This is a genomic window from Mesorhizobium sp. M1227 (assembly GCF_040318315.1).
GTDB lineage: Bacteria > Pseudomonadota > Alphaproteobacteria > Rhizobiales > Rhizobiaceae > Mesorhizobium.
The window spans coordinates 198,879-218,801 of the sequence record NZ_JAMYLZ010000003.1 but is presented as its reverse complement, the minus strand read 5'-3'; the positions used below and the strand labels follow the sequence as shown (position 1 = coordinate 218,801).

Below are 19,923 nucleotides of genomic sequence, written 5' to 3'. Positions count from 1 at the left end.
CGTCAGAAGAAGGTCTTGGCCGCAGCAGCGGCGTAGGTTCCGATCGGGCCGCCGATCAGCACGTAGAACAGCACGAAAGCGCCGCAGACACCGAGCACGACGCGCAGTTCGGTCGCCATCGGCACGAAGCCGCCGACCGGTTCGTCGAACCACATGATCTTGATGATGCGCAGATAATAGTAGGCGCCCACCACAGACGCGAGCACGCCGATGATCGCCAGCGTGTAGAGGTTGGCATTGATGGCGGCGAGGAACACGTACCATTTCCCCCAGAAGCCGGCGAGCGGCGGGATGCCGGCCAGCGAGAACATCAGGATGGTGAGGATCGTCGCCATGATCGGATTGGTCGCCGACAGGCCGGCGAGATCGCTGATCTGCTCGACATTGCCCTCCTTTCGCCGCATGGCGAGGATGAAGGCGAAGGTGCCGAGCGTCATCACCAGATAGATCAGCATGTAGATGGCGACGCCGCGCACGCCGTCCTGGCTGTTCGCGGCAAGGCCGACCAGCGCATAACCCATATGACCGATGGAGGAATAGGCCATCAGCCGTTTGATGTTGGTCTGGCCGATGGCCGCAAAGGCACCAAGCGCCATCGAGGCGATCGAGATGAAGACGATGATCTGCTGCCAGTCGGCGGCGATCGGCTTGAAGGCGCCCATGGTGACGCGCACCATCAGCGCCATCGCCGCCATCTTCGGTGCCGCCGCCAGAAAAGCCGTCACCGGCGTCGGTGCGCCCTCATAGACGTCGGGCGTCCACATATGGAACGGCACCGCCGAGATCTTGAAGGCAAGGCCGGCCAGCACGAAAACCAGGCCGAAGACGAGGCCGAGCTGGCGCTCGCCGCCGCTCAGCGCCGCGGCGATCTCCTGGAAGCCGGTGTTGCCGGTGTAGCCGTAGACCAGCGAGATGCCGTAAAGCAGCATGCCCGACGACAGCGCGCCAAGGACGAAGTACTTCAGCCCGGCCTCGGTCGAGCGCAGATTATCGCGGTTGATCGCCGCCAGCACGTAGATCGCCAGCGATTGCAGCTCGAGGCCGAGATAGAGCCCGATCATGCCGTTGGCCGAGATCATCAGCATCATGCCGAGCGTGCAGAGCAGGATCAGCACCGGATATTCGAACTTGTCGAAACGCTCCGCCTGGGCAAAGCGGACCGACATGACCAGCGTCACCGCCGAGCCGATCAGCGCCAGCACCTTCATGAAGCGGGCGAATGGGTCCTGGATGAAGGCTTCGCCATAGGCATTGCCCTGCCCTGGGGAAAAGATCAGCCAGGCGCCGGCGATCACCAGCACGGCAACAGCAAGGCCGCTCACCGTGACAGTGGTGTTGGCGCGAGAATAGGCGCCGAGCATCAACAGCGCCAAGGCGCCGAGGGCGAGGATCAGCTCTGGCGTCGAGAGCGACAGGCTTGAGAGAAGGTCTGGCGTCATGGTTCGCAAACCCCCAGTCAGTTCGCCGCCGCGGTCTGCGCGGCGCCGATGGATGCGGTGACATTGGTAACGAGCGCCTTGACCGATTCGGCGGTCGCGTCGAAGATCGGCGCCGGATAGACGCCGAAGAAGATGACCAGCGCGACCAGCGGATAGATGATCACCTTCTCGCGCGTCGACAGGTCGAGCAGGCCTTTCAGGCTTTCCTTGGTCAGCGCGCCGAAGATCACCTTGCGGTAGAGCCAGAGCGCATAGGCCGCCGAAAGGACGACGCCCGTGGCGGCGAAGAACGCTACCCAGGTGTTGACCCGGAACACGCCGAGCATGGTCAGGAACTCGCCGACGAAGCCGCTGGTGCCGGGCAGGCCGACATTGGCCATGGTGAAGATCATGAACACGGTTGCATATTTCGGCATGTTGTTGACCAACCCGCCATAGGCGTCGATGTCACGCGTATGCATGCGGTCGTAGACGACGCCGACGCAGAGGAACAGCGCGCCGGAGACCAGGCCGTGCGACAGCATCTGAAAGATCGAACCCTGGACGCCTTCCTGGTTCATCGCGAAGATGCCCATGGTAACGAAGCCCATGTGAGCGACCGACGAATAGGCGATCAGCTTCTTCATGTCCTCCTGCATCAGCGCCACCAGCGAGGTGTAGATGATGGCGACAACGGAGAGCGTGAAGATCAGCGGCGCGAACATTTCGGATGCGATCGGAAACATCGGCAGCGAAAAGCGCAGGAAGCCGTACCCGCCCATCTTGAGCAGGATGGCGGCCAGGATTACCGAGCCGGCCGTCGGTGCTTCGACATGCGCGTCCGGCAGCCAGGTGTGCACCGGCCACATCGGCATCTTCACCGCGAAGGACGCGAAGAAGGCAAGCCATAGCCAGGTCTGCATATTGGCCGGGAAGTTATGCGTCAGAAGCGTCGGGATATCGGTGGTGCCGGACTGGAAGAACATCGCCATGATGGCGAGCAGCATCAGCACCGAGCCGGCCAGCGTATAGAGGAAGAACTTGAAGGAGGCATAGACGCGCCGCTTGCCGCCCCACACGCCGATGATGATGAACATCGGGATCAGGCCGGCTTCGAAGAAGACATAGAACAAGACGATGTCGAGCGCGCAGAACACGCCGATCATCAGCGTCTCGAGCAGCAGGAAGGCGATCATATAGGCCTTGACGCGCTTCTCGATCGATTCCCACGAGGCGAGAATGCAGAGCGGCATCAGGAAGGTGGTCAGGATGACGAACAGCATGGAGATGCCGTCTACGCCCATATGATAGGAGATGCCGGAATCCAGCCAGGCAAACTTCTCGACGAACTGGAAGCCAGGCTGCGAATTGTCGAAGCCGGTCCAGATGAACAGCGAAACCACGAAGGTGAATGCAGTCGTGAACAGCGCGATGGCGCGGATGTTGCGGCGCGCGTTCTCGCTGTCGTCACGCACGAAAAGGATGAGCAGCACACCAACCAGCGGCAGGAAGGTGACCAGAGATAGGATCGGCCAGGCGGTCATCAGAGCATCATCCAGGTGACGAGTGCGGCAACGCCGATCAGCATGGCGAAGGCATAGTGGTAGAGATAGCCGGTCTGCAGCTTGACGACCCGGTTGGTGACGTCGACGACGCGCGCCGAAATGCCGTCCGGCCCAAGCCCATCGATGACGGTGCCGTCGCCGGTCTTCCACAGGAAGCTGCCGAGGCGCTTTGCCGGCCGCACGAACAGGAAGTCGTAGAGCTCGTCGAAATACCATTTGTTGAGCAGGAAGGCGTAGAGCAGGCGATGGTTGGCGGCGACGCTCCGAGGCATTTCCGGCGCGCGAATATAGAACTGCCAGGCAATCGCAAAGCCGATCAGCATGGCGATGAACGGTGACAGCTCGACCCACAACGGCACTTCGTGGATTTCGTGCAGGATGTGGTTGTCCGGCAGCGTGAACAGCGACGCCTTCCAGAATTCGGCATAGCCCTCGCCGATGAAGGCGCCGTGGAAGATCACGCCGGCGAACAGAGCGCCCGCCGCCAGGATGAACAGCGGCACCAGCATGACCGGTGGCGATTCATGGACATGATGCATGACCTCGTGGCTGGCCCGCGGCTCGCCGTGGAAGGTCATGAAGATCAGCCGCCAGGAGTAGAACGAGGTGAAGCAGGCGGCAATGACCAGCAATATGAAGGCAAACGCGGCGACCGCATTGTGGCCGGCGAAGGCCGCTTCGATGATGGCGTCCTTGGAGAAGAAGCCGGCGGTGCCGATGATCGTCACCGGGATGCCGACACCGGTCAGCGCCAGCGTGCCGATCACCATCATCCAGTAGGTCTTCGGGATGAGCGTCCTCAGGCCGCCCATTTTGCGCATGTCCTGCTCGTCGGAGACGGCGTGGATGACCGAGCCCGAGCCGAGGAACAGCAGCGCCTTGAAGAAGGCGTGGGTGAACAGATGGAAAATCGCCGCGCCATAGGCGCCGACGCCGAGCGCCACGAACATGTAGCCGAGCTGCGAACAGGTCGAATAGGCGATGACGCGCTTGATGTCGTTCTGGACGAGACCGACTGTCGCCGCGAAGAAGGCGGTGAAGGCGCCGATGAAAGTGACCACGGTCAATGCCGAATGCGACAGCTCGAACAGCGGCGACAACCGCGCCAGCATGAACACGCCTGCCGTCACCATGGTCGCGGCATGGATTAGTGCCGAGACCGGCGTCGGGCCTTCCATGGCATCCGGCAGCCAGGTGTGAAGCGGCACCTGCGCCGACTTGCCCATGGCGCCCATGAACAGGAGCAGGCAGACGACCGTCATCGCAGCCTGCTTGTCGAGCGCATAGCCGAGGAAGGTCAGCACGGCCGCACCTTGCGGCGCGCCTTCGGCCGGAATGAACGTCGCCGCATTGGCGAAGATGGTGCCGAGATTGACCGAGCCGAACAGCACGAACACGCCGAATATGCCGAGCGCAAAGCCGAAATCACCGACGCGGTTGACGACGAAGGCCTTGATCGCAGCCGCATTGGCCGACGGCTTCTTGTACCAGAAGCCGATCAGCAGATAGGAGGCAAGGCCGACGCCTTCCCAGCCGAAGAACATCTGCACGAGGTTGTCGGCCGTCACCAGCATCAGCATGGCGAAGGTAAACAGCGACAGATAGGCGAAGAAGCGCGGCCGGTCCGGATCGTGATGCATGTAGCCGATCGAGTAGATATGGACCAGCGACGACACCGTGTTGACGACGACCAGCATCACCACCGTCAGCGTGTCGATCCTGAGCGCCCAGGACGCCTCCAGCCCGCCCGACTGGATCCAGCGCATCACCGGCACGGTGAACACTTCTCCGCCGCCGAAGCCAACCGAGAAGAAGGCGACCCACGACAGCACGGCCGCGATCACCAGGAAACCCGAGGTGATGTATTCGGAAGCCTTGGCGCCGAGCGAGGTGCCGAACAGGCCGACGATCAGAAAGCCGAGCAGCGGAAGGAAGACGATGGCCTGATACATGGTGGTTCCGTCAACCCTTCATCATGTTCACGTCTTCGACCGCGATCGAGCCGCGGTTGCGGAAGAAGACGACGAGAATGGCAAGGCCGATCGCCGCTTCGGCCGCGGCGACCGTCAGCACGAACAGTGCGAACACCTGGCCGACCAAATCGCCGAGCGCCGCCGAAAAGGCGACGAAATTGATGTTGACCGCAAGCAGGATCAGCTCGATCGACATCAGGATGACGATGACGTTCCTGCGGTTCAGGAAGATGCCGAACACGCCGAGCGTGAACAGGATCGCCGATACGGTCAGGTAGTGCGCGATGCCGACGACCATCTCAGACTCCTTCGCCCGTCTTGACCTTGCGGATTTCCACTCCGGTTGCCGCCGTGCGGCCGACCTGGGCGGCGATCGACTGCCGCTTGACGCCCGGCTTGTGGCGCAGCGTCAGCACGATGGCGCCGATCATGGCGACCAGCAGCACCAGCCCCGCCACCTGGAAGTAATAGAGGTAATCCGTATAGAGGATGTCGCCGAGCGCTGCCGTGTTCGAGCGCGCGGCCAGGTCCGGAATGGGCTTGGCGACCGTCGCCGCCAGTTTCGGCGCGAATGTATAGCCGCCGAGCACCACGATCAGCTCCGCCGCCAGGATCAGCCCGACCAGCGCGCCGATCGGTGCATATTGCAGGGCGCCTTCCTTCATTTCGGCGAAGTCGACGTCGAGCATCATGACGACGAACAGGAACAGCACCAGCACCGCGCCGACATAGACGACGAGCAGGATCATCGCCAGGAACTCGGCGCCGGTCAGCATGAACAGGCCGGCGGCGTTGAAGAAGGTCAGGATCAGGAACAGCACCGAATGCACGGGATTGCGCGCCGATATGACCATGAACGCCGATGCCACCGCGACAAAGGCGAAGAGGTAGAAAAAGGCCGCCTCTAGTCCACTCAGCATGGGTTCCCCCGGGTTTCCTGTCAGAACAGGACGTTCGTCCTGTTTTTTGCCACCGCCTCCGGTCGGCAAGTTGCGTGTTCCTTAAACGAGGCCCCTCGCCCCGTCCATGCGTCAAATATCAGCGGTAAGGCGCATCCAGCGAGATGTTGCGCGCCAGTTCACGCTCCCAGCGGTCGCCATTGGCCAGGAGCCTGTCCTTGTCGTAATAAAGCTCCTCGCGCGTTTCGGTCGCGAATTCGAAATTCGGGCCCTCGACAATGGCGTCGACCGGGCAGGCTTCCTGGCAGAAGCCGCAGTAAATGCATTTCACCATATCGATGTCGTAGCGCACGGTGCGCCGTGTGCCGTCGTTGCGGCGCGGGCCGGCCTCGATGGTGATGGCCTGCGCCGGGCAGATCGCCTCGCACAATTTGCAGGCGATGCAGCGTTCCTCGCCGTTGGGATAACGGCGCAGCGCATGTTCGCCACGGAAGCGCGGGCTGACCGGCCCCTTTTCATGCGGATAGTTGATCGTCTCCTTCGGCGCGAAGAACTGGCGCATCGACAGGAAGAAAGCGCTGACGAAATCCTGCAAAAGCAGTGACTTGGCGGCCTGGGAAAGAGCGGACATCAAAGGGCTCCCGAAAGTTTCATACCTTGAATCCATCCAACTATTGGCAGAAAGGCAAAACCGAAAAAGGCAACGCCTCTTAGGACACGTCGGTTTTTCAGTGGAAGTTCGGGCTTCAACCAGTAAGCGCGAAGTAGAAAGAACTCGACAGCCGCAAAAGCAACGCCACCGATCGCTCCCCCAATTTCATATGTCATCACGCAAACCCCGTGATTTTGAGGAATGCCGCGGTGGCGACCACCATGAACAGCGAGATCGGCAGGAAGACCTTCCAGCCGAGCCGCATCAGCTGGTCGTAGCGATAGCGCGGCACGAACGCCTTCACCATGGAGAACATGAAGAACACCAGGCAGACCTTGAGCACGAACCAGATCAGCCCCGGCACCCAGGTGAACGGCGCGAAGTTGAAGGGCGGCAGCCAGCCGCCAAGGAACAGGATGGTGGCCAGAGCGCACATCAGGACGACGGCGACATATTCGCCGAGGAAGAACAACAGGAACGGCGTCGAGGAATATTCGACCATATGGCCGGCGACGAGTTCCGATTCGGCTTCCACAAGGTCGAAGGGCGGCCGGTTGGTCTCGGCCAATGCCGAGATGAAGAAGACGATGAACATCGGGAACAGCGACAGCCAATGCCAGTCGAGGAAGGTGTTGGGCAGGCCGAGCCGCGTGCCCAGCCCGTCCTGCTGCGACAAGACGATGTCGGACAGGTTGAGCGAGCCGACGCAAAGCAGCACGGTGACAATGACGAAGCCGATGGAGACTTCGTAAGACACCATCTGCGCCGCCGAGCGCAGCGCGCCGAGGAACGGGTATTTCGAATTGGACGCCCAGCCGCCCATGATGACGCCATAGACCTCGAGCGAGGAGATGGCGAAGACATAGAGGATGCCGACATTGACGTTGGCGATCGCCCAGCCTTCATTGACCGGTATGACCGCCCAGGCAGAGATCGCCAGCACCGCCGACACCAAGGGCGCCAGCAGGAAAACGCCCTTGTTGGCGCCGGACGGGATGACCGGCTCCTTGAAGACGAATTTCAGCAGATCGGCGAACGCCTGCAGCGTGCCCCACGGGCCGACGACGTTCGGTCCGCGGCGCAATTGCACCGCCGCCCAGATCTTGCGGTCGGCGTAAAGCACATAGGCGACGAAGATCAACAGAACGACGATCAGCACGACCGACTTCAAAAGGATCAGCAGCGCCGGCAGCACGTAGAAGGAGAAGAAGGTGTCCATATCTACTCCGCCGCCTGCCTGAAGCCGTTCTTCGCCAAAGCCGAGCACTCGGCCATCACCGCGGAAGCCCGCGCGATCGGGTTGGTCAGGTAGAAATCCTTGACCGGCGAGGTGAAGGTGCCCTTGTTCAGCCGCCCGCCGAGCTTGGCAACCCTGGCGATGTCGGCCGGGTCGCCGGCCACGACATGGTCGATGCGGGCAAGATGCGGGTATTCCGCATAGAGCTTTGCGCGTAGCTGCGGCAGCGAATCGAAAGGTAGCTTCTTGCCGAGCACATCCGACAGTGCCCGAAGGATCGCCCAGTCCTCGCGTGCCTCGCCGGGCGCGAAGCCGGCACGGTTGGTCTGCTGCACGCGGCCCTCGGTGTTGACGAAGGTGCCCGACTTCTCGGTATAGGCGGCCCCCGGCAGGATGACGTTGGCGCGATGCGCGCCCTTGTCGCCATGCGTGCCGATATAGACGACGAACGCGCCGCCGGTCTTGGCCATATCGATTTCGTCGGCGCCGAGCAGGAACAGCACATCGGTCTCGCCCAGCATGCCGGCGACGTTCCTGCCGTCCTCGCCCGGCACAAACCCGACATCGAGGCCGCCGACGCGTGCCGCGGCGGTGTGCAGCACGGCAAAGCCGTTCCAGTCGGCCCTGGCGGCGTTGACGGCGACGGCGAGCTTCGCCGCCTGGCCGAGCACGGCCGCGCCGTCCGGACGCGCCAGCGCACCCTGTCCGACGATGATCAGCGGATGCGTCGCCTTCTTCAGCAGCTGGAAGAACTTGCCGTTGCCGTCGGCCAGATCCTTCAGCGATTCCGGCCCGGCGCCGAGCTGCTCGTAATCATAGCGCGTATCGCCGACATCGCCGATGACGCCGACCGGCAGATTGCCGGCCCGCCAGCGCTTGCGGATGCGGGCGTTGAGCAAGGATGCCTCGAAGCGCGGATTGGCGCCGATGATCAGCATCGCATCGGCCTGTTCGATGCCTTCGATGGTCGGGTTGAACACATAGCTCGCCCGGCCGAGCGACGGATCGAGTGCGGCGCCGTCCTGGCGGCAGTCGGTGTTCTTCGAGCCGAGCGAAGCCATCAGAAGCTTCAGCGCGTAGATCTCCTCGACGGCTGCGAGATCGCCGGCAATGGCACCGATCTTTTCGGGTGCCGCATTCGACACCTCTTCCTTGATAGCGGCAAAAGCCTCGACCCAGCTTGCCGGGGCCAGTCTGCCGTCCTTGCGCACATAGGGGCGGTCGAGGCGCTGTGTGCGCAAACCGTCCCAGATGAAGCGGGTCTTGTCGGAAATCCACTCCTCGTTCACCGCCTCGTTGGTACGCGGCAGGATGCGCATCACTTCGCGGCCTCGGCTATCGACGCGGATCGCCGAGCCGACGGCGTCCATCACGTCGATGGATTCGGTCTTGGTCAGCTCCCACGGCCGTGCCTGGAAGGCGTAGGGTTTGGAGGTCAGCGCACCGACGGGGCAAAGGTCGATGACATTGCCCTGCAGTTCCGAAGTCATCGCGCTTTCGAGATAGGTGGTGATCTCGGCATCCTCGCCGCGGCCGATCAGGCCGAGCTCGGATATGCCCGCAATCTCGGTGGTGAAGCGGACGCAGCGCGTGCAATGGATGCAGCGGTTCATGATCGTCTTGACCAGCGGGCCGATATACTTGTCTTCGACCGCCCGCTTGTTCTCGTGGTAGCGCGATGAATCGACGCCGAACGCCATCGCCTGGTCCTGCAGGTCGCACTCGCCGCCCTGGTCGCAGATCGGGCAGTCCAGCGGATGGTTGATCAGCAGGAATTCCATCACGCCTTCGCGCGCCTTCTTGACCATCGGCGTGTTGGTGAAGATTTCCGGCGGCTCGCCGTTCGGGCCTGGGCGCAGGTCGCGCACGCCCATGGCGCAGGACGCCTGCGGCTTGGGCGGGCCGCCTTTCACCTCAATCAGGCACATGCGGCAATTGCCGGCGATCGACAGCCGCTCGTGGAAGCAGAAGCGCGGCACTTCCGCGCCGGCGTCCTCGGCCGCCTGCAGCAGCGTGTAATGGTCGGGTACAGTGATCTCTTTCCCGTCGACCTTGAGCTTTGCCATTTCGCCTCAAACCCCTGCGGACGTTCCGCAATCTTTCCTTCCGGGCGCAGCCGAGACCGCGCACGATATTGAATTCACCTTTTGGCCCCGGCCAACGCGGCCGCCTGACCGATCCAGCCGTCACGGCCGATGCGGCCCTTCAATGACAGGTAATCTTCGACCCAGGCGATCTCTTGCGGCGTCCACGCGGCGATCTGGGCGTATGTCCAGATGCCAAGGCCGTTCAGCACCTTTTCCAGTTTCGGCCCGATGCCCGATATCGCCTTGAGGTCGGCCGGCTCGGCTGGCCGATCCATCGGCTTGGGCTGCTTGAAATCCTCCGGCATCAGCCCGGCCGACGCATCCGCTGCAACGGTGCTCGCATTCGCCAAGCTCCGCGCCGCGGTGCTCGTCGCAATGTCGGTCACATCATTGGCGAAGGACTGCGCCTCGGCAATCAGGGTTTTGGTCGCCGCGCGCGCCTTTGTCGAGGAGCTTTTGCCGGTTGCGGAAAAGCGTTCCGTTCGCGCCTCGAAATCCTCGGCGACCGGCTGCCAAAGCCGCTGCGAGGTCTCGGCCACGCCTGAAAGCACGCCCATCCAGATGCCAAAGGCGTGGTTGGCAAGACCGATGCCGAGTGCCGCCATCGCCGCCGCGCCCGCGACAGGATGCGCCAGGAGATTGACGGCATTGGCCATCTCCTTCGGCATCATCCTGGTCAGATCCTGGTTCATCTTCAACAACGGGTCCATATCGGGCGTAAAATCGTCGGGTGTCGAAAACAGCGACATAGGTGATCTCCTGGTCGTTTCCGTCTGCCCCGCGCTCGTTTCCTCGTTTCGGGCATTCGCCCGCAATTTTTTGAATTCTTCTATTCCGCCGCCGCCAGCACCGGTTCGGCGCGGTGTGCGTTGCGCGAAAACTCGTCGATGCGCCGCTCCACCTCGCCGCGGAAATGCCGCATCAGGCCCTGGATCGGCCATGCTGCCGCATCGCCCAGCGCACAGATCGTGTGGCCCTCGACCTGCTTCGTCACGTCGAGCAGCATGTCGATCTCGCGCTTCTGCGCCTCGCCGCGCACCAGCCGTTCCATCACCCGCCACATCCAGCCGGTGCCCTCACGGCAAGGCGTGCACTGGCCGCAGCTCTCGTGCTTGTAGAAATAGGACAGCCGCGCGATCGCCTTCACGATATCGGTCGATTTGTCCATGACGATGACAGCCGCCGTGCCGAGGCCCGATTTCAGGTCGCGCAACGCATCGAAATCCATCGGCGCGTCGATGATCTGCTCGGCCGGCACCAGCGGCACCGAGGCGCCGCCCGGAATGACCGCCAGCAGGTTGTCCCAGCCGCCGCGGATGCCGCCGCAATGCGTCTCGATCAGTTCGCGGAACGGGATCGACATCGCCTCTTCGACGGTGCACGGATTGTTGACGTGGCCGGAGATGCAGAACAGCTTGGTGCCGACATTGTTGGGCCGGCCGAAGGACGAGAACCAGGCGGCACCGCGGCGCAGGATGGTCGGCGCGACAGCGATGGACTCGACATTGTTGACTGTCGTCGGGCAGCCATAGAGGCCGACATTTGCCGGAAATGGCGGCTTCAGCCGCGGCTGGCCCTTCTTGCCCTCGAGGCTTTCGAGCAGCGCCGTTTCCTCGCCGCAGATATAGGCGCCGGCGCCATGGTGCATGTAGATGTCGAAATCGTAGCCGGAGGTATTGTTCTTGCCGATCAGCTTGGCCGCATAGGCCTCGTCTATGGCGCGTTGCAGCGCCTCGCGCTCGCGGATGAACTCGCCGCGCACATAGATGTAGGCGGCGACCGCGCCCATGGCGAAGCCGGCAAGCAGGCAGCCTTCGACCAGCGTGTGCGGGTCATGGCGCAGTATGTCGCGGTCCTTGCAGGTGCCGGGCTCGGATTCGTCGGCATTGACGACGAGATAGCTCGGCCGGCCGTCGCTTTGCTTGGGCATGAACGACCATTTGAGCCCGGTCGGGAAACCGGCGCCGCCGCGGCCGCGCAGGCCCGATGCCTTCATCTCGTTGACGATCCACTCGCGCCCCTTGGCAACGATGCCGGGCGTGTTGTCCCAGGCGCCGCGCGCCATGGCGCCGGCCAGCGACTTGTCGAAGCGGCCGTAGATGTTGTTGAAGATGCGGTCTCTGTCCTGAAGCATTGCTCGTTCCTCAGACCGGCTTCTTGCCGGTCGGCCGGCTCTTGTTTCCGGGCGACGGCTTGGCCGCCTTGGCGGCAGCCTTCGCCGGTTTGACCTTGGCCTCCGGCGCTTTGAAAGCAGACGCCGGCTCGGCCTTGTTCTTGGGGCCCTTGCGCTGTTTCGAGACGTCCTCGACCTGCGGTTCGGCCTTGTTGGCATTGGCGGCCGAATGCAGAGGCGCTGCGACGCTCGCCGCCCTTTCCGCCGCGGGCGCGACTTTCGTCGCCGACGGCGATTTCAGCGCCGGGTTGGTCTCGACCGCGTCGGTCTTCGGCTTGCTGGCATTCGAGGGCGCAACCGGCGCCGGCGCGGCAGGAGCAGCTGGCGGAACTGATGCTGCGGCGGCGGCCGCCGGCTCTGCATCCTTGGCGGCCTTGGTCGCCGCCCTGGTTTCCCGGTCGCGGGTCGCCTTGAGGATCGCCTTTTCGCTCTTGAGGGTCGTCAGGCCACTGGCCGGCTCGGAAGTGATGCGGCCGTTTTGCGGTCCTGGCGTCACCGAAGCACCTTTGCCGGCGTCATAGAGGTCGATGATCTCGGCAAGCCGCTCCGGCGTCAAATCCTCATAGGTGTCCTTGAATATCATCACCATCGGTGCGTTGACGCAGGCGCCGAGGCATTCGACCTCCTCCCACGACAGCGTGCCCTTGTCGTTGGTGTGGAACTGGTCGTGATGGATCTTCGAGCGGCAGACATCCATCAGCGCTTCCGAGCCGCGCAGCATGCAGGGCGTGGTGCCGCAGACCTGGATATGCGCGCGGGTGCCGACCGGATTGAGCTGGTACTGGGTATAGAAGGTGGCGACTTCCAGCCCACGGATATAGGGCATGTCGAGCATGTCGGAGATCGTTTCGATCGCCGCCTTGGTCACCCAGCCTTCCTGCTCCTGCGCCAGCATCAGCAAGGGGATGATCGCGGATTGCTCGCGTCCCTTCGGATATTTCTTGATCCACTGCTTCGCCGCCGCCGCATTCGCCCGGTTGAAGGCGAAGGAGGCTGGCTGGAGGCTGGCTTCTGCGAGACGGCGGACTGACATGGAGTTTCGCTTTTATGTTTTCTTATTGAACCGAACTGGAGACGCGATAGCAGTTCTCAGATTGCCCTAACACGCATACAAACTCTTCCTTACCGCGCTTCAGACGGATGTATTCATCATAACGATCGTCAACCCAAGAGACACAGTAAGGCCTCGGCCGGCTGGGCACTTGGGCAACAAACGACTCGATCGGACACGGAAGAGAATGAAAACCCATCCCCTCATCCATCGGCGCATGCCTCTCGTATGTACGCCCCATCAGCAAGTCGCCCTCCGAGACCAGCTCAAACCCGATCTTGAGCAGGTCTCGCGAAAGCAATCGACCATCCGGGGCCCAAGCAGGAACTTGGGCCGCCATGGTCAGAACCGCTGCGGTGACAAGCGCGTTCATTGCTACCGATCCACCTCACCAAACACGATGTCGAGGGAGCCGAGAACGGCGGTGACGTCGGCCAACATGTGGCCGCGACACAAAAAGTCCATGGCCTGGAGGTGCGCGAAGCCGGGCGCGCGCAGCTTGCAGCGATAGGGTTTGTTGGTGCCGTCGGAGACCAGATAGACGCCGAACTCACCTTTCGGCGCCTCGACCGCCGCATAGACCTCGCCGGCCGGCACGCGGTAGCCTTCGGTGTAGAGCTTGAAGTGATGGATCAGCGCTTCCATCGAGCGCTTCATCGCCGCGCGCTTCGGCGGCACCACCTTGCCGTCGAGGTTAGACACCGGCCCGCTGCCTTCCTTGCCGAGCAACAGGTCGACGCACTGGCGCATGATTTTCGCCGACTGCCGCATCTCTTCCATGCGTACCAGATAACGGTCGAAACAGTCGCCGTTCTTGCCGATCGGAATGTCGAAATCCAGCTCGGCATAGCATTCGTAGGGCTGCGATTTGCGCAGGTCCCACGGCGCGCCCGAGCCGCGCACCATGACGCCGGAAAAACCCCAGGCCCATGCGTCGGCCAGAGACACCGTCGCGATGTCGACATTGCGCTGCTTGAAGATACGGTTGCCGGTCAAAAGCGCGTCGAGATCGTCGACCGATTTCAGGAATGGGTCGATCCACTTGCCGATGTCCTCGATCAGCTTCTGCGGCAGATCCTGATGGACGCCCCCGGGGCGGAAATAGGCAGCATGCATGCGCGAGCCCGAGGCGCGCTCATAGAACACCATCAGCTTTTCGCGCTCGACGAAGCCCCACAGCGGCGGCGTCAGCGCGCCGACATCCATCGCCTGCGTCGTCACGTTGAGGATATGCGACATGATGCGGCCGATTTCCGAATAGAGAACTCGGATCAACTGGCCCCGCTTCGGCACCTCGATACCGAGCAGCCGCTCCGCGGCAAGCGCAAAGGCATGCTCCTGGTTCATCGGCGCGCAATAATCGAGCCGGTCGAGATAGGGCACGGCCTGCAGATAAGTCTTGGCCTCGATCAGCTTTTCCGTGCCGCGGTGCAACAGCCCGATATGCGGGTCAACGCGATCGACGACTTCGCCGTCAAGCTCCAGCACAAGGCGCAAAACGCCATGCGCCGCAGGGTGTTGAGGGCCAAAATTGATGTTGAAGTTGCGGACCGAAGTTTCAGCCATTTTGGCGTCTCTGGCGAAGAGTCAGTAGTGAGTAGTGAGTAGTGATCATCAATCTCAATGCCTGCTTCATTCCGCCTGCTTGGCCTGCACCGTTCGGATAAGAGATCTCGTCATTTTTCCAATCTCTTCGCATCGCAGCAGCAGCTCAATCTCGTTGTCATTTCGTAGCAGGCCAACCCGGCATGCCAGTAGTATGTGCGTTTCCAGTTCCTTCAACGAACCTTGCGCCATGCGCAAAAATTGAACGAACGAACCTCTGTTCTCCCGACCGTACCCCTCCGCGATATTGGCTGCGATCGACACCGCCGATCGGCGCATTTGAGAGGTCATGCCGTAGATCTCCTCTCTCGGAAACCCTTTGGTGATGCGGTAACAATCTTCAGCGAGTAGCATCGCCGATTGCCACACCTTCAGGTCACGATAAGATTCGATCCGTTGCTCCAATTCTTTCCTACCGACTACTCACTATTTCACTACTCACTGTTTCGCCTTCTCATCCCCCGGAAGCACGTAATCCGTACCTTCCCACGGAGACAGAAAATCGAAATTGCGGAATTCCTGCTTGAGCTCCACCGGCTCGTAGATGACGCGCTTGGCTTCGTCGTCGTAACGCACCTCGACGAAGCCGGTCAGCGGAAAGTCCTTGCGCAGCGGATGGCCTTCAAAGCCGTAGTCGGTCAGGATCCGCCGCAGATCGGGATGGCCCGAAAACAGCACGCCGTAGAGATCGTAGGTCTCGCGCTCGAACCAGTCGGCGCCGGGATATATCCCGGTGATCGACGGCACGAGCGTCTCTTCGTCGGCCTGGACCTTGAGCCGGATGCGGATATTCTGCTTCGGCGACAGCAGGTGATAGACGACGTCGAAGCGCTTTGCCCGTGACGGATAATCGGCGCCGCAAACGTCGATGATCGAAATGAACTGGCATTTCGGGTCGTCGCGCAGGAAGGTCACCACCTCGATCAGGTCGCGCGGCTCGACCGAGATAGTGAGTTCGCCATAGGCGAGCACCGCCGCGCCGATCCGGCCGATCAGCTTCTCGCCGAGATAGGTCGAGAGGTCATTCAACGCCTGGGTCATGCCGCTCACCGCTCGATCGTGCCGGTGCGGCGGATCTTCTTCTGCAGCAGAAGGATGCCGTAGAGCAGCGCTTCGGCGCTCGGCGGACAGCCGGGCACGTAGATGTCGACCGGCACGATGCGGTCGCAGCCGCGCACCACCGAATAGGAATAATGGTAATAGCCGCCGCCATTGGCGCAGGAGCCCATCGAGATGACGTAGCGCGGCTCCGGCATCTGGTCGTAGACCTTGCGCAGCGCCGGCGCCATCTTGTTGGTCAGCGTGCCGGCGACGATCATGATGTCGGACTGGCGCGGAGACGCGCGCGGCGCCACGCCGAAGCGCTCGCTGTCATAGCGCGGCATCGACGTGTGGATCATCTCGACGGCGCAGCAGGCGAGGCCAAACGTCATGAACATCAGCGAGCCGCTGCGCGCCCAGGTGATCAGCGCCTCGGTCGAGGTGACGAGAAAGCCCTTGTCGGCGAGCTCGTTGTTGATCTCCAGGAAGAATGGATCGTCGGACCCGACCGGCCTGCCGGTGTTGGGATCGATGAGGCCCTTGGGCTTCGGCGCGACGAGCGTACCGGAACTGTCGTTCAATCCCATTCCAGCGCTCCTTTTTTCCATTCATAGGCAAAGCCGATGGTCAACACCGCCAAAAACACCATCATCGACCAGAAACCGAGCATGCCGATCTGGCTGAACGACACCGCCCACGGAAACAGGAAGGCCACCTCCAGATCGAAGATGATGAACAGGATCGACACCAGGTAGAAGCGGATATCGAACTTCATGCGGGCGTCGTCGAACGAGTTGAAGCCGCACTCGTAGGCGGAAAGCTTTTCCGGATCGGGGTTGCGGTAGGCCACCAGGAACGGTGCGGCGAGCAGCGCCAGCCCGACGATCAGCGCCACGCCGATGAACAGGACGATGGGCAGGTACGAACCTAAAAGTGCGTTCATGCTGCAGTTTCCGTTGGCGGCCAATCCACTCTGATTACAGCACCGGACCCACTTGCGGAAGCGTGACAGTTTAACCACTGAACCGTTTTAAGGGGGCTCTATGCTGCAACGCGGCGAGGGTTAGCGCAGCGCTTTCGGCGAAGCAAGTCAAACCTTGTTCAAATCGCGGTGCTGGACGGCATATCCGGGAAAACTGGTCCGATCCGCTCCTGTTTGATTTCCTTCACTTTTTACTCCACTTTTCTCTCCTGACATGGATGCCGCCAAAACCCTGTTAGCATGGCACGGAATCGCAGGTCATTTTCTCTGTCTAAAATCGTCCGGATGCCGCCTTCATGAAGGAAAAAATCTCGCTTGCCATGGCCCGCCGCATTGCGCTGGCGGCACAGGGATTCAATGACCCGCGCCCCACCGGCACGCCTGACCGCCGGCATCTGGCCCGCGTGCTTGCCCGTACCGGCCTGCTGCAGATCGATTCCGTCAGCGCCGTGGTGCGCGCCCACTATATGCCGCTCTATTCGCGGCTTGGCCCCTACAAGCTGGCGCTGCTCGACGACGCCGCCGTAACGCGCAAGCGCATGGTCTTCGAATATTGGGCGCACGAAGCCTCCTTCTTGCCGGTCGAGACCTATCCGCTGATGCGCTGGCGCATGCAGCGGGCCGAGTGCGGCGACGAAATGTACAGCGGACTGGCCAAATGGGGTCGCGAGCACGCCGCCTATATCGAAGACATCTATCGCGAGGTCGCCGAACGAGGCCCGATCGCGGCGTCGGCTTTCGAAGGGCAGAAGGGTTCGGGCGGCTGGTGGGGCTGGAGCCATGCCAAGCACGCCTTCGAATGGCTGTTCTGGGCCGGCCGCATCACCACGGCGCATCGCCGCGGCTTCGAACGGTTCTACGATCTGCCGGAGCGCGTGCTGCCGCCAACAATACTGAGTCTGCCAACGCCCTCCCCCGAAGACGCTCACCGCGAATTGCTGCGCATCTCGGCCCGCGCCCACGGCATCGCCACGGCAGGCGACCTGCGCGACTATTTCCGCCTCTCGCCCGCCGACATCAAGGGCCGCATCGAGGAGCTGGTCGAGGCCGGCGAGCTGTTGCCGGTGAGCGTCGACGGCTGGAACAAAACAGCCTATCTCCACAAGGACGCCCGTTTGCCGCGCAGGATCGAGGCGCGCGCCTTGCTCGCGCCGTTCGATCCTGTCGTCTTCGAACGATCGCGCACCGAGCGGTTGTTCGACTTCCACTACCGCATCGAGATCTACACGCCGGCCGAAAAGCGCCGGTATGGCTATTATGTGCTGCCATTCCTGCTCGGCGACAGCATCGTCGGGCGCGTTGACCTCAGGGCCGACCGTCCGGCCGGCGTATTGCGCGTCCATGCCGCCTATGCGGAGCCCGGCGCCCCGCCACAAACCGCTGCCGAACTCTTCAAGGAATTGAAGCAGATGCAGGGCTGGCTCGGCCTGGAACGCATCGAGGTGACCGCCGCCGGCGATTTGGGCCGGCCGCTCGCGGATATCGCCGCGCCATAGACGTGCGTTGACACAACTGCCTCCACAAGCCTAAATCCGTTCCAGACGGTCCCCTGCCCGCAACGGCAGGGGCCAAGAGGGAATGCGGTGCGAAATCTCGATTTCAAATCCGCGGCTGTCCCCGCAACTGTAAGCGACGAGCCAAGGCCGAAAACCACTGGGATATTCCCGGGAAGGCGGCACCCAGGCGATGACCCGCGAGCCAGGAGACCTGCCGTCTAGGACCTAAGAATCCGATCGCCTGGCGGGTTTTCCGGGCAAGGAGCCTGATTTGGAACGCGACAGCAGTTTTCCGGCTGAGACAGCGGATTTATTGTCCGGCCATGGTGATTCCCCGGCCGGCGTTACCGTCATCGTCTGCTCGTCCTGCCGTGACGAGACCGGTTCGGACGCTCATCCACGCGCCGGCGAACTGCTCGCAGAGGACACGCGCCGCGCTGCTTCCAGCGACAACATCAAAATCCGCACCGTCGAATGCCTCGGCAATTGCAAGCGCCGGCTCAGCGCGGCCATGCTGCGCGACGGCTGCTGGAGCTACGTCTTCGGTGATCTGATCACGACCAGCGGCGCCGATCTCGTCACCGGGGCAAAGCTGTTCGCCACCTCGACGGATGGGCTCATTCCATGGCGCGGCCGTCCCGATTGCCTGAAGCGCGGCCTGGTTGCCCGCATCCCTCCCCTTGACCTTTTGAAGGACCTGACATGACCGCTGCCTCCCTTTCGCGCGTTCCCTGCACCGTGGTCACCGGCTTTCTCGGCGCCGGCAAGACGACGTTGATCCGCCATTTGCTCGAAAACGCCAAAGGCAAGCGCCTGGCCATCATCGTCAACGAGTTCGGCGACATCGGCATCGACGGCGAGATCCTGAAGGGCTGCGGCATCGACACCTGCCCCGAGGAAAACATCGTCGAGCTGGCCAATGGTTGCATCTGCTGCACCGTCGCCGACGATTTCGTCCCAGCGCTGGACCAGATCCTGTCGCTGACGCCGAGGGTCGACCACATCCTGATCGAGACATCCGGCCTCGCTTTGCCCAAGCCGCTGGTCCAGGCCTTCCAGTGGCCGTCGGTGAAAAGCCGCGTGACGGTGGACGGCGTCATTGCCGTGGTCGACGGACCGGCGCTGGCTGATGGCCGCGTAGCCAACGACATGGACGCCCTGCAGGCCCAGCGCGCGCAGGACGAGACGCTCGACCATGACGATCCGGTCGAGGAAGTGTTCGAGGACCAGCTCGCCTGCGCCGACCTGATCATCCTGTCGAAGAGCGACCTGATGGACGCAGCCGGCTCGGCCCGTGCCAATGCCGTCATCGGCAAGCACGTTGCGCGGGCGGTGAAGATCGTACCGACTTCGCAAGGCAAGGTCGACCCGTCGGTGCTGCTCGGCCTCGGCCTCGCCGTCGAGGACGACATCGAGAACCGCAAGACCCACCACGACGACGAGCTCGACCACGAACATGACGATTTTGACTCGTTCGTCATCGACATCGCGTCCGTGTCCAACCCGGACGAGCTCGCACAACGGGTCGCCACGGCGGCGGAGGAAGAAAACGTGTTGCGCGTCAAGGGTTTCGTCGAAGTCGGCGGCAAGCCGATGCGGCTCCTGCTGCAGGCCGTCGGTCCGCGCGTCAACCACCATTACGACCGCGCCTGGACCGCTGAAGACGACCGCCGCTCGCGCCTCGTCGTCATCGGCCTGAAAGGGCTGAACCGCCCGGCCATCGAGCGTATCCTCGCCGGCTGAC

The 19,923-nt window shown here is 62.5% G+C and carries 21 protein-coding genes and 1 riboswitch; of the genes, 3 read left to right on the top strand and 18 right to left on the bottom strand.

All coding sequences use genetic code 11. From position 1 onward, the window contains the following. Positions 1-2 precede the first annotated feature (2 nt). The 18 genes from nuoN to NKH28_RS06500 form a co-directional block, all read right to left on the bottom strand. The gene (gene nuoN, locus NKH28_RS06585; RefSeq protein WP_352978262.1) at positions 3-1,439 is read right to left on the bottom strand and encodes an NADH-quinone oxidoreductase subunit NuoN; all 1,437 of its coding nucleotides are present in this window, start codon (positions 1,437-1,439) and stop codon (positions 3-5) included. A gap of 17 nt (positions 1,440-1,456) precedes the next feature. Continuing rightward, positions 1,457-2,962 (bottom strand): NADH-quinone oxidoreductase subunit M, encoded by a 1,506-nt coding sequence (locus tag NKH28_RS06580; protein WP_352681670.1) that lies wholly within the window; start codon positions 2,960-2,962, stop codon positions 1,457-1,459. Further along, on the bottom strand, positions 2,962-4,935 hold the full coding sequence (nuoL, locus tag NKH28_RS06575) for an NADH-quinone oxidoreductase subunit L (protein WP_352742342.1): 1,974 nt from the start codon (positions 4,933-4,935) through the stop codon (positions 2,962-2,964). Before nuoL ends, NKH28_RS06580 begins: the two co-directional genes overlap by 1 nt. A 10-nt stretch (positions 4,936-4,945) precedes the next feature. Next, on the bottom strand, positions 4,946-5,254 hold the full coding sequence (gene nuoK, locus NKH28_RS06570; protein WP_023676620.1) for an NADH-quinone oxidoreductase subunit NuoK: 309 nt from the start codon (positions 5,252-5,254) through the stop codon (positions 4,946-4,948). 1 nt (position 5,255) lies between these two features. Then, positions 5,256-5,876, bottom strand: a complete 621-nt coding sequence (locus NKH28_RS06565) for an NADH-quinone oxidoreductase subunit J (RefSeq protein ID WP_023676621.1) — start codon at positions 5,874-5,876, stop codon at positions 5,256-5,258. 118 nt (positions 5,877-5,994) lie between these two features. Beyond that, positions 5,995-6,486 (bottom strand): NADH-quinone oxidoreductase subunit NuoI, encoded by a 492-nt coding sequence (gene nuoI / locus NKH28_RS06560; protein WP_023676622.1) that lies wholly within the window; start codon positions 6,484-6,486, stop codon positions 5,995-5,997. Further along, on the bottom strand, positions 6,486-6,683 hold the full coding sequence (locus NKH28_RS06555; RefSeq protein WP_352978260.1) for a hypothetical protein: 198 nt from the start codon (positions 6,681-6,683) through the stop codon (positions 6,486-6,488). The genes nuoI and NKH28_RS06555 overlap by 1 nt, the downstream gene beginning before the upstream one ends. Next, complete coding sequence (gene nuoH, locus NKH28_RS06550) at positions 6,683-7,726, bottom strand: NADH-quinone oxidoreductase subunit NuoH (protein ID WP_292663045.1); 1,044 nt, start codon at positions 7,724-7,726, stop codon at positions 6,683-6,685. The genes NKH28_RS06555 and nuoH overlap by 1 nt, the downstream gene beginning before the upstream one ends. 2 nt (positions 7,727-7,728) lie before the next feature. Further along, positions 7,729-9,810: an NADH-quinone oxidoreductase subunit NuoG gene (nuoG, locus tag NKH28_RS06545; RefSeq protein ID WP_352978258.1), complete on the bottom strand. Its 2,082-nt coding sequence runs from the start codon at positions 9,808-9,810 to the stop codon at positions 7,729-7,731. Between the two features lie 74 nt (positions 9,811-9,884). Further along, positions 9,885-10,580 (bottom strand): helix-hairpin-helix domain-containing protein, encoded by a 696-nt coding sequence (locus NKH28_RS06540; protein WP_352978256.1) that lies wholly within the window; start codon positions 10,578-10,580, stop codon positions 9,885-9,887. An 80-nt stretch (positions 10,581-10,660) separates the two neighbouring features. Beyond that, positions 10,661-11,965: an NADH-quinone oxidoreductase subunit NuoF gene (gene nuoF / locus NKH28_RS06535; RefSeq protein ID WP_023676626.1), complete on the bottom strand. Its 1,305-nt coding sequence runs from the start codon at positions 11,963-11,965 to the stop codon at positions 10,661-10,663. A 10-nt stretch (positions 11,966-11,975) separates the two neighbouring features. Next, complete coding sequence (gene nuoE, locus NKH28_RS06530) at positions 11,976-13,037, bottom strand: NADH-quinone oxidoreductase subunit NuoE (protein WP_352929080.1); 1,062 nt, start codon at positions 13,035-13,037, stop codon at positions 11,976-11,978. A 22-nt stretch (positions 13,038-13,059) separates the two neighbouring features. Next, complete coding sequence (locus tag NKH28_RS06525) at positions 13,060-13,428, bottom strand: hypothetical protein (protein WP_352589699.1); 369 nt, start codon at positions 13,426-13,428, stop codon at positions 13,060-13,062. 2 nt (positions 13,429-13,430) lie between these two features. Then, entirely contained in the window at positions 13,431-14,621 is a 1,191-nt protein-coding gene (locus NKH28_RS06520; RefSeq protein WP_352470232.1) for an NADH-quinone oxidoreductase subunit D, read from the bottom strand. A gap of 66 nt (positions 14,622-14,687) precedes the next feature. Beyond that, complete coding sequence (locus NKH28_RS06515) at positions 14,688-15,065, bottom strand: four helix bundle protein (protein ID WP_352768834.1); 378 nt, start codon at positions 15,063-15,065, stop codon at positions 14,688-14,690. 33 nt (positions 15,066-15,098) lie between these two features. After that, positions 15,099-15,701, bottom strand: a complete 603-nt coding sequence (locus tag NKH28_RS06510) for an NADH-quinone oxidoreductase subunit C (RefSeq protein WP_352470230.1) — start codon at positions 15,699-15,701, stop codon at positions 15,099-15,101. 5 nt (positions 15,702-15,706) lie between these two features. Further along, complete coding sequence (locus NKH28_RS06505; RefSeq protein WP_023670824.1) at positions 15,707-16,288, bottom strand: NuoB/complex I 20 kDa subunit family protein; 582 nt, start codon at positions 16,286-16,288, stop codon at positions 15,707-15,709. Beyond that, the gene (locus tag NKH28_RS06500; protein WP_023676631.1) at positions 16,279-16,644 is read right to left on the bottom strand and encodes an NADH-quinone oxidoreductase subunit A; all 366 of its coding nucleotides are present in this window, start codon (positions 16,642-16,644) and stop codon (positions 16,279-16,281) included. The genes NKH28_RS06505 and NKH28_RS06500 overlap by 10 nt, the downstream gene beginning before the upstream one ends. 335 nt (positions 16,645-16,979) lie before the next feature. Here NKH28_RS06500 and NKH28_RS06495 point away from each other — a divergent pair, with 335 nt between their 5' ends. The 3 genes from NKH28_RS06495 to cobW all read left to right on the top strand — a co-directional run bounded on the left by NKH28_RS06495 (position 16,980) and on the right by cobW (position 19,922). Then, positions 16,980-18,179: a winged helix-turn-helix domain-containing protein gene (locus tag NKH28_RS06495; protein ID WP_352470229.1), complete on the top strand. Its 1,200-nt coding sequence runs from the start codon at positions 16,980-16,982 to the stop codon at positions 18,177-18,179. A 29-nt stretch (positions 18,180-18,208) separates the two neighbouring features. Beyond that, a riboswitch (cobalamin riboswitch) is annotated at positions 18,209-18,412 on the top strand. Between the two features lie 38 nt (positions 18,413-18,450). Then, the gene (locus NKH28_RS06490) at positions 18,451-18,885 is read left to right on the top strand and encodes a DUF1636 family protein (protein ID WP_352815324.1); all 435 of its coding nucleotides are present in this window, start codon (positions 18,451-18,453) and stop codon (positions 18,883-18,885) included. Then, the gene (gene cobW / locus NKH28_RS06485) at positions 18,882-19,922 is read left to right on the top strand and encodes a cobalamin biosynthesis protein CobW (protein ID WP_352978253.1); all 1,041 of its coding nucleotides are present in this window, start codon (positions 18,882-18,884) and stop codon (positions 19,920-19,922) included. Before NKH28_RS06490 ends, cobW begins: the two co-directional genes overlap by 4 nt. Position 19,923: the final 1 nt, after the last annotated feature.

Excerpts from the sequence above, each read along its gene's own strand:
- NKH28_RS06540 (WP_352978256.1), bottom strand. The coding sequence starts at position 10,580 with ATGTCGCTGTTTTCGACACCCGACGATTTTACGCCCGATATGGACCCG.
- nuoG (WP_352978258.1), bottom strand. The coding sequence starts at position 9,810 with ATGGCAAAGCTCAAGGTCGACGGGAAAGAGATCACTGTACCCGACCAT.
- NKH28_RS06555 (WP_352978260.1), bottom strand. The coding sequence starts at position 6,683 with ATGACATATGAAATTGGGGGAGCGATCGGTGGCGTTGCTTTTGCGGCT.
- NKH28_RS06580 (WP_352681670.1), bottom strand. The coding sequence starts at position 2,962 with ATGACCGCCTGGCCGATCCTATCTCTGGTCACCTTCCTGCCGCTGGTT.
- nuoH (WP_292663045.1), bottom strand. The coding sequence starts at position 7,726 with ATGGACACCTTCTTCTCCTTCTACGTGCTGCCGGCGCTGCTGATCCTT.
- nuoF (WP_023676626.1), bottom strand. The coding sequence starts at position 11,965 with ATGCTTCAGGACAGAGACCGCATCTTCAACAACATCTACGGCCGCTTC.
- NKH28_RS06520 (WP_352470232.1), bottom strand. The coding sequence starts at position 14,621 with ATGGCTGAAACTTCGGTCCGCAACTTCAACATCAATTTTGGCCCTCAA.
- nuoL (WP_352742342.1), bottom strand. The coding sequence starts at position 4,935 with ATGTATCAGGCCATCGTCTTCCTTCCGCTGCTCGGCTTTCTGATCGTC.
- nuoN (WP_352978262.1), bottom strand. The coding sequence starts at position 1,439 with ATGACGCCAGACCTTCTCTCAAGCCTGTCGCTCTCGACGCCAGAGCTG.
- NKH28_RS06510 (WP_352470230.1), bottom strand. The coding sequence starts at position 15,701 with ATGACCCAGGCGTTGAATGACCTCTCGACCTATCTCGGCGAGAAGCTG.
- NKH28_RS06525 (WP_352589699.1), bottom strand. The coding sequence starts at position 13,428 with ATGAACGCGCTTGTCACCGCAGCGGTTCTGACCATGGCGGCCCAAGTT.
- nuoK (WP_023676620.1), bottom strand. The coding sequence starts at position 5,254 with ATGGTCGTCGGCATCGCGCACTACCTGACCGTATCGGCGATCCTGTTC.
- NKH28_RS06505 (WP_023670824.1), bottom strand. The coding sequence starts at position 16,288 with ATGGGATTGAACGACAGTTCCGGTACGCTCGTCGCGCCGAAGCCCAAG.
- NKH28_RS06500 (WP_023676631.1), bottom strand. The coding sequence starts at position 16,644 with ATGAACGCACTTTTAGGTTCGTACCTGCCCATCGTCCTGTTCATCGGC.
- nuoE (WP_352929080.1), bottom strand. The coding sequence starts at position 13,037 with ATGTCAGTCCGCCGTCTCGCAGAAGCCAGCCTCCAGCCAGCCTCCTTC.
- cobW (WP_352978253.1), top strand. The coding sequence starts at position 18,882 with ATGACCGCTGCCTCCCTTTCGCGCGTTCCCTGCACCGTGGTCACCGGC.
- NKH28_RS06495 (WP_352470229.1), top strand. The coding sequence starts at position 16,980 with ATGAAGGAAAAAATCTCGCTTGCCATGGCCCGCCGCATTGCGCTGGCG.
- nuoI (WP_023676622.1), bottom strand. The coding sequence starts at position 6,486 with ATGTCCGCTCTTTCCCAGGCCGCCAAGTCACTGCTTTTGCAGGATTTC.
- NKH28_RS06565 (WP_023676621.1), bottom strand. The coding sequence starts at position 5,876 with ATGCTGAGTGGACTAGAGGCGGCCTTTTTCTACCTCTTCGCCTTTGTC.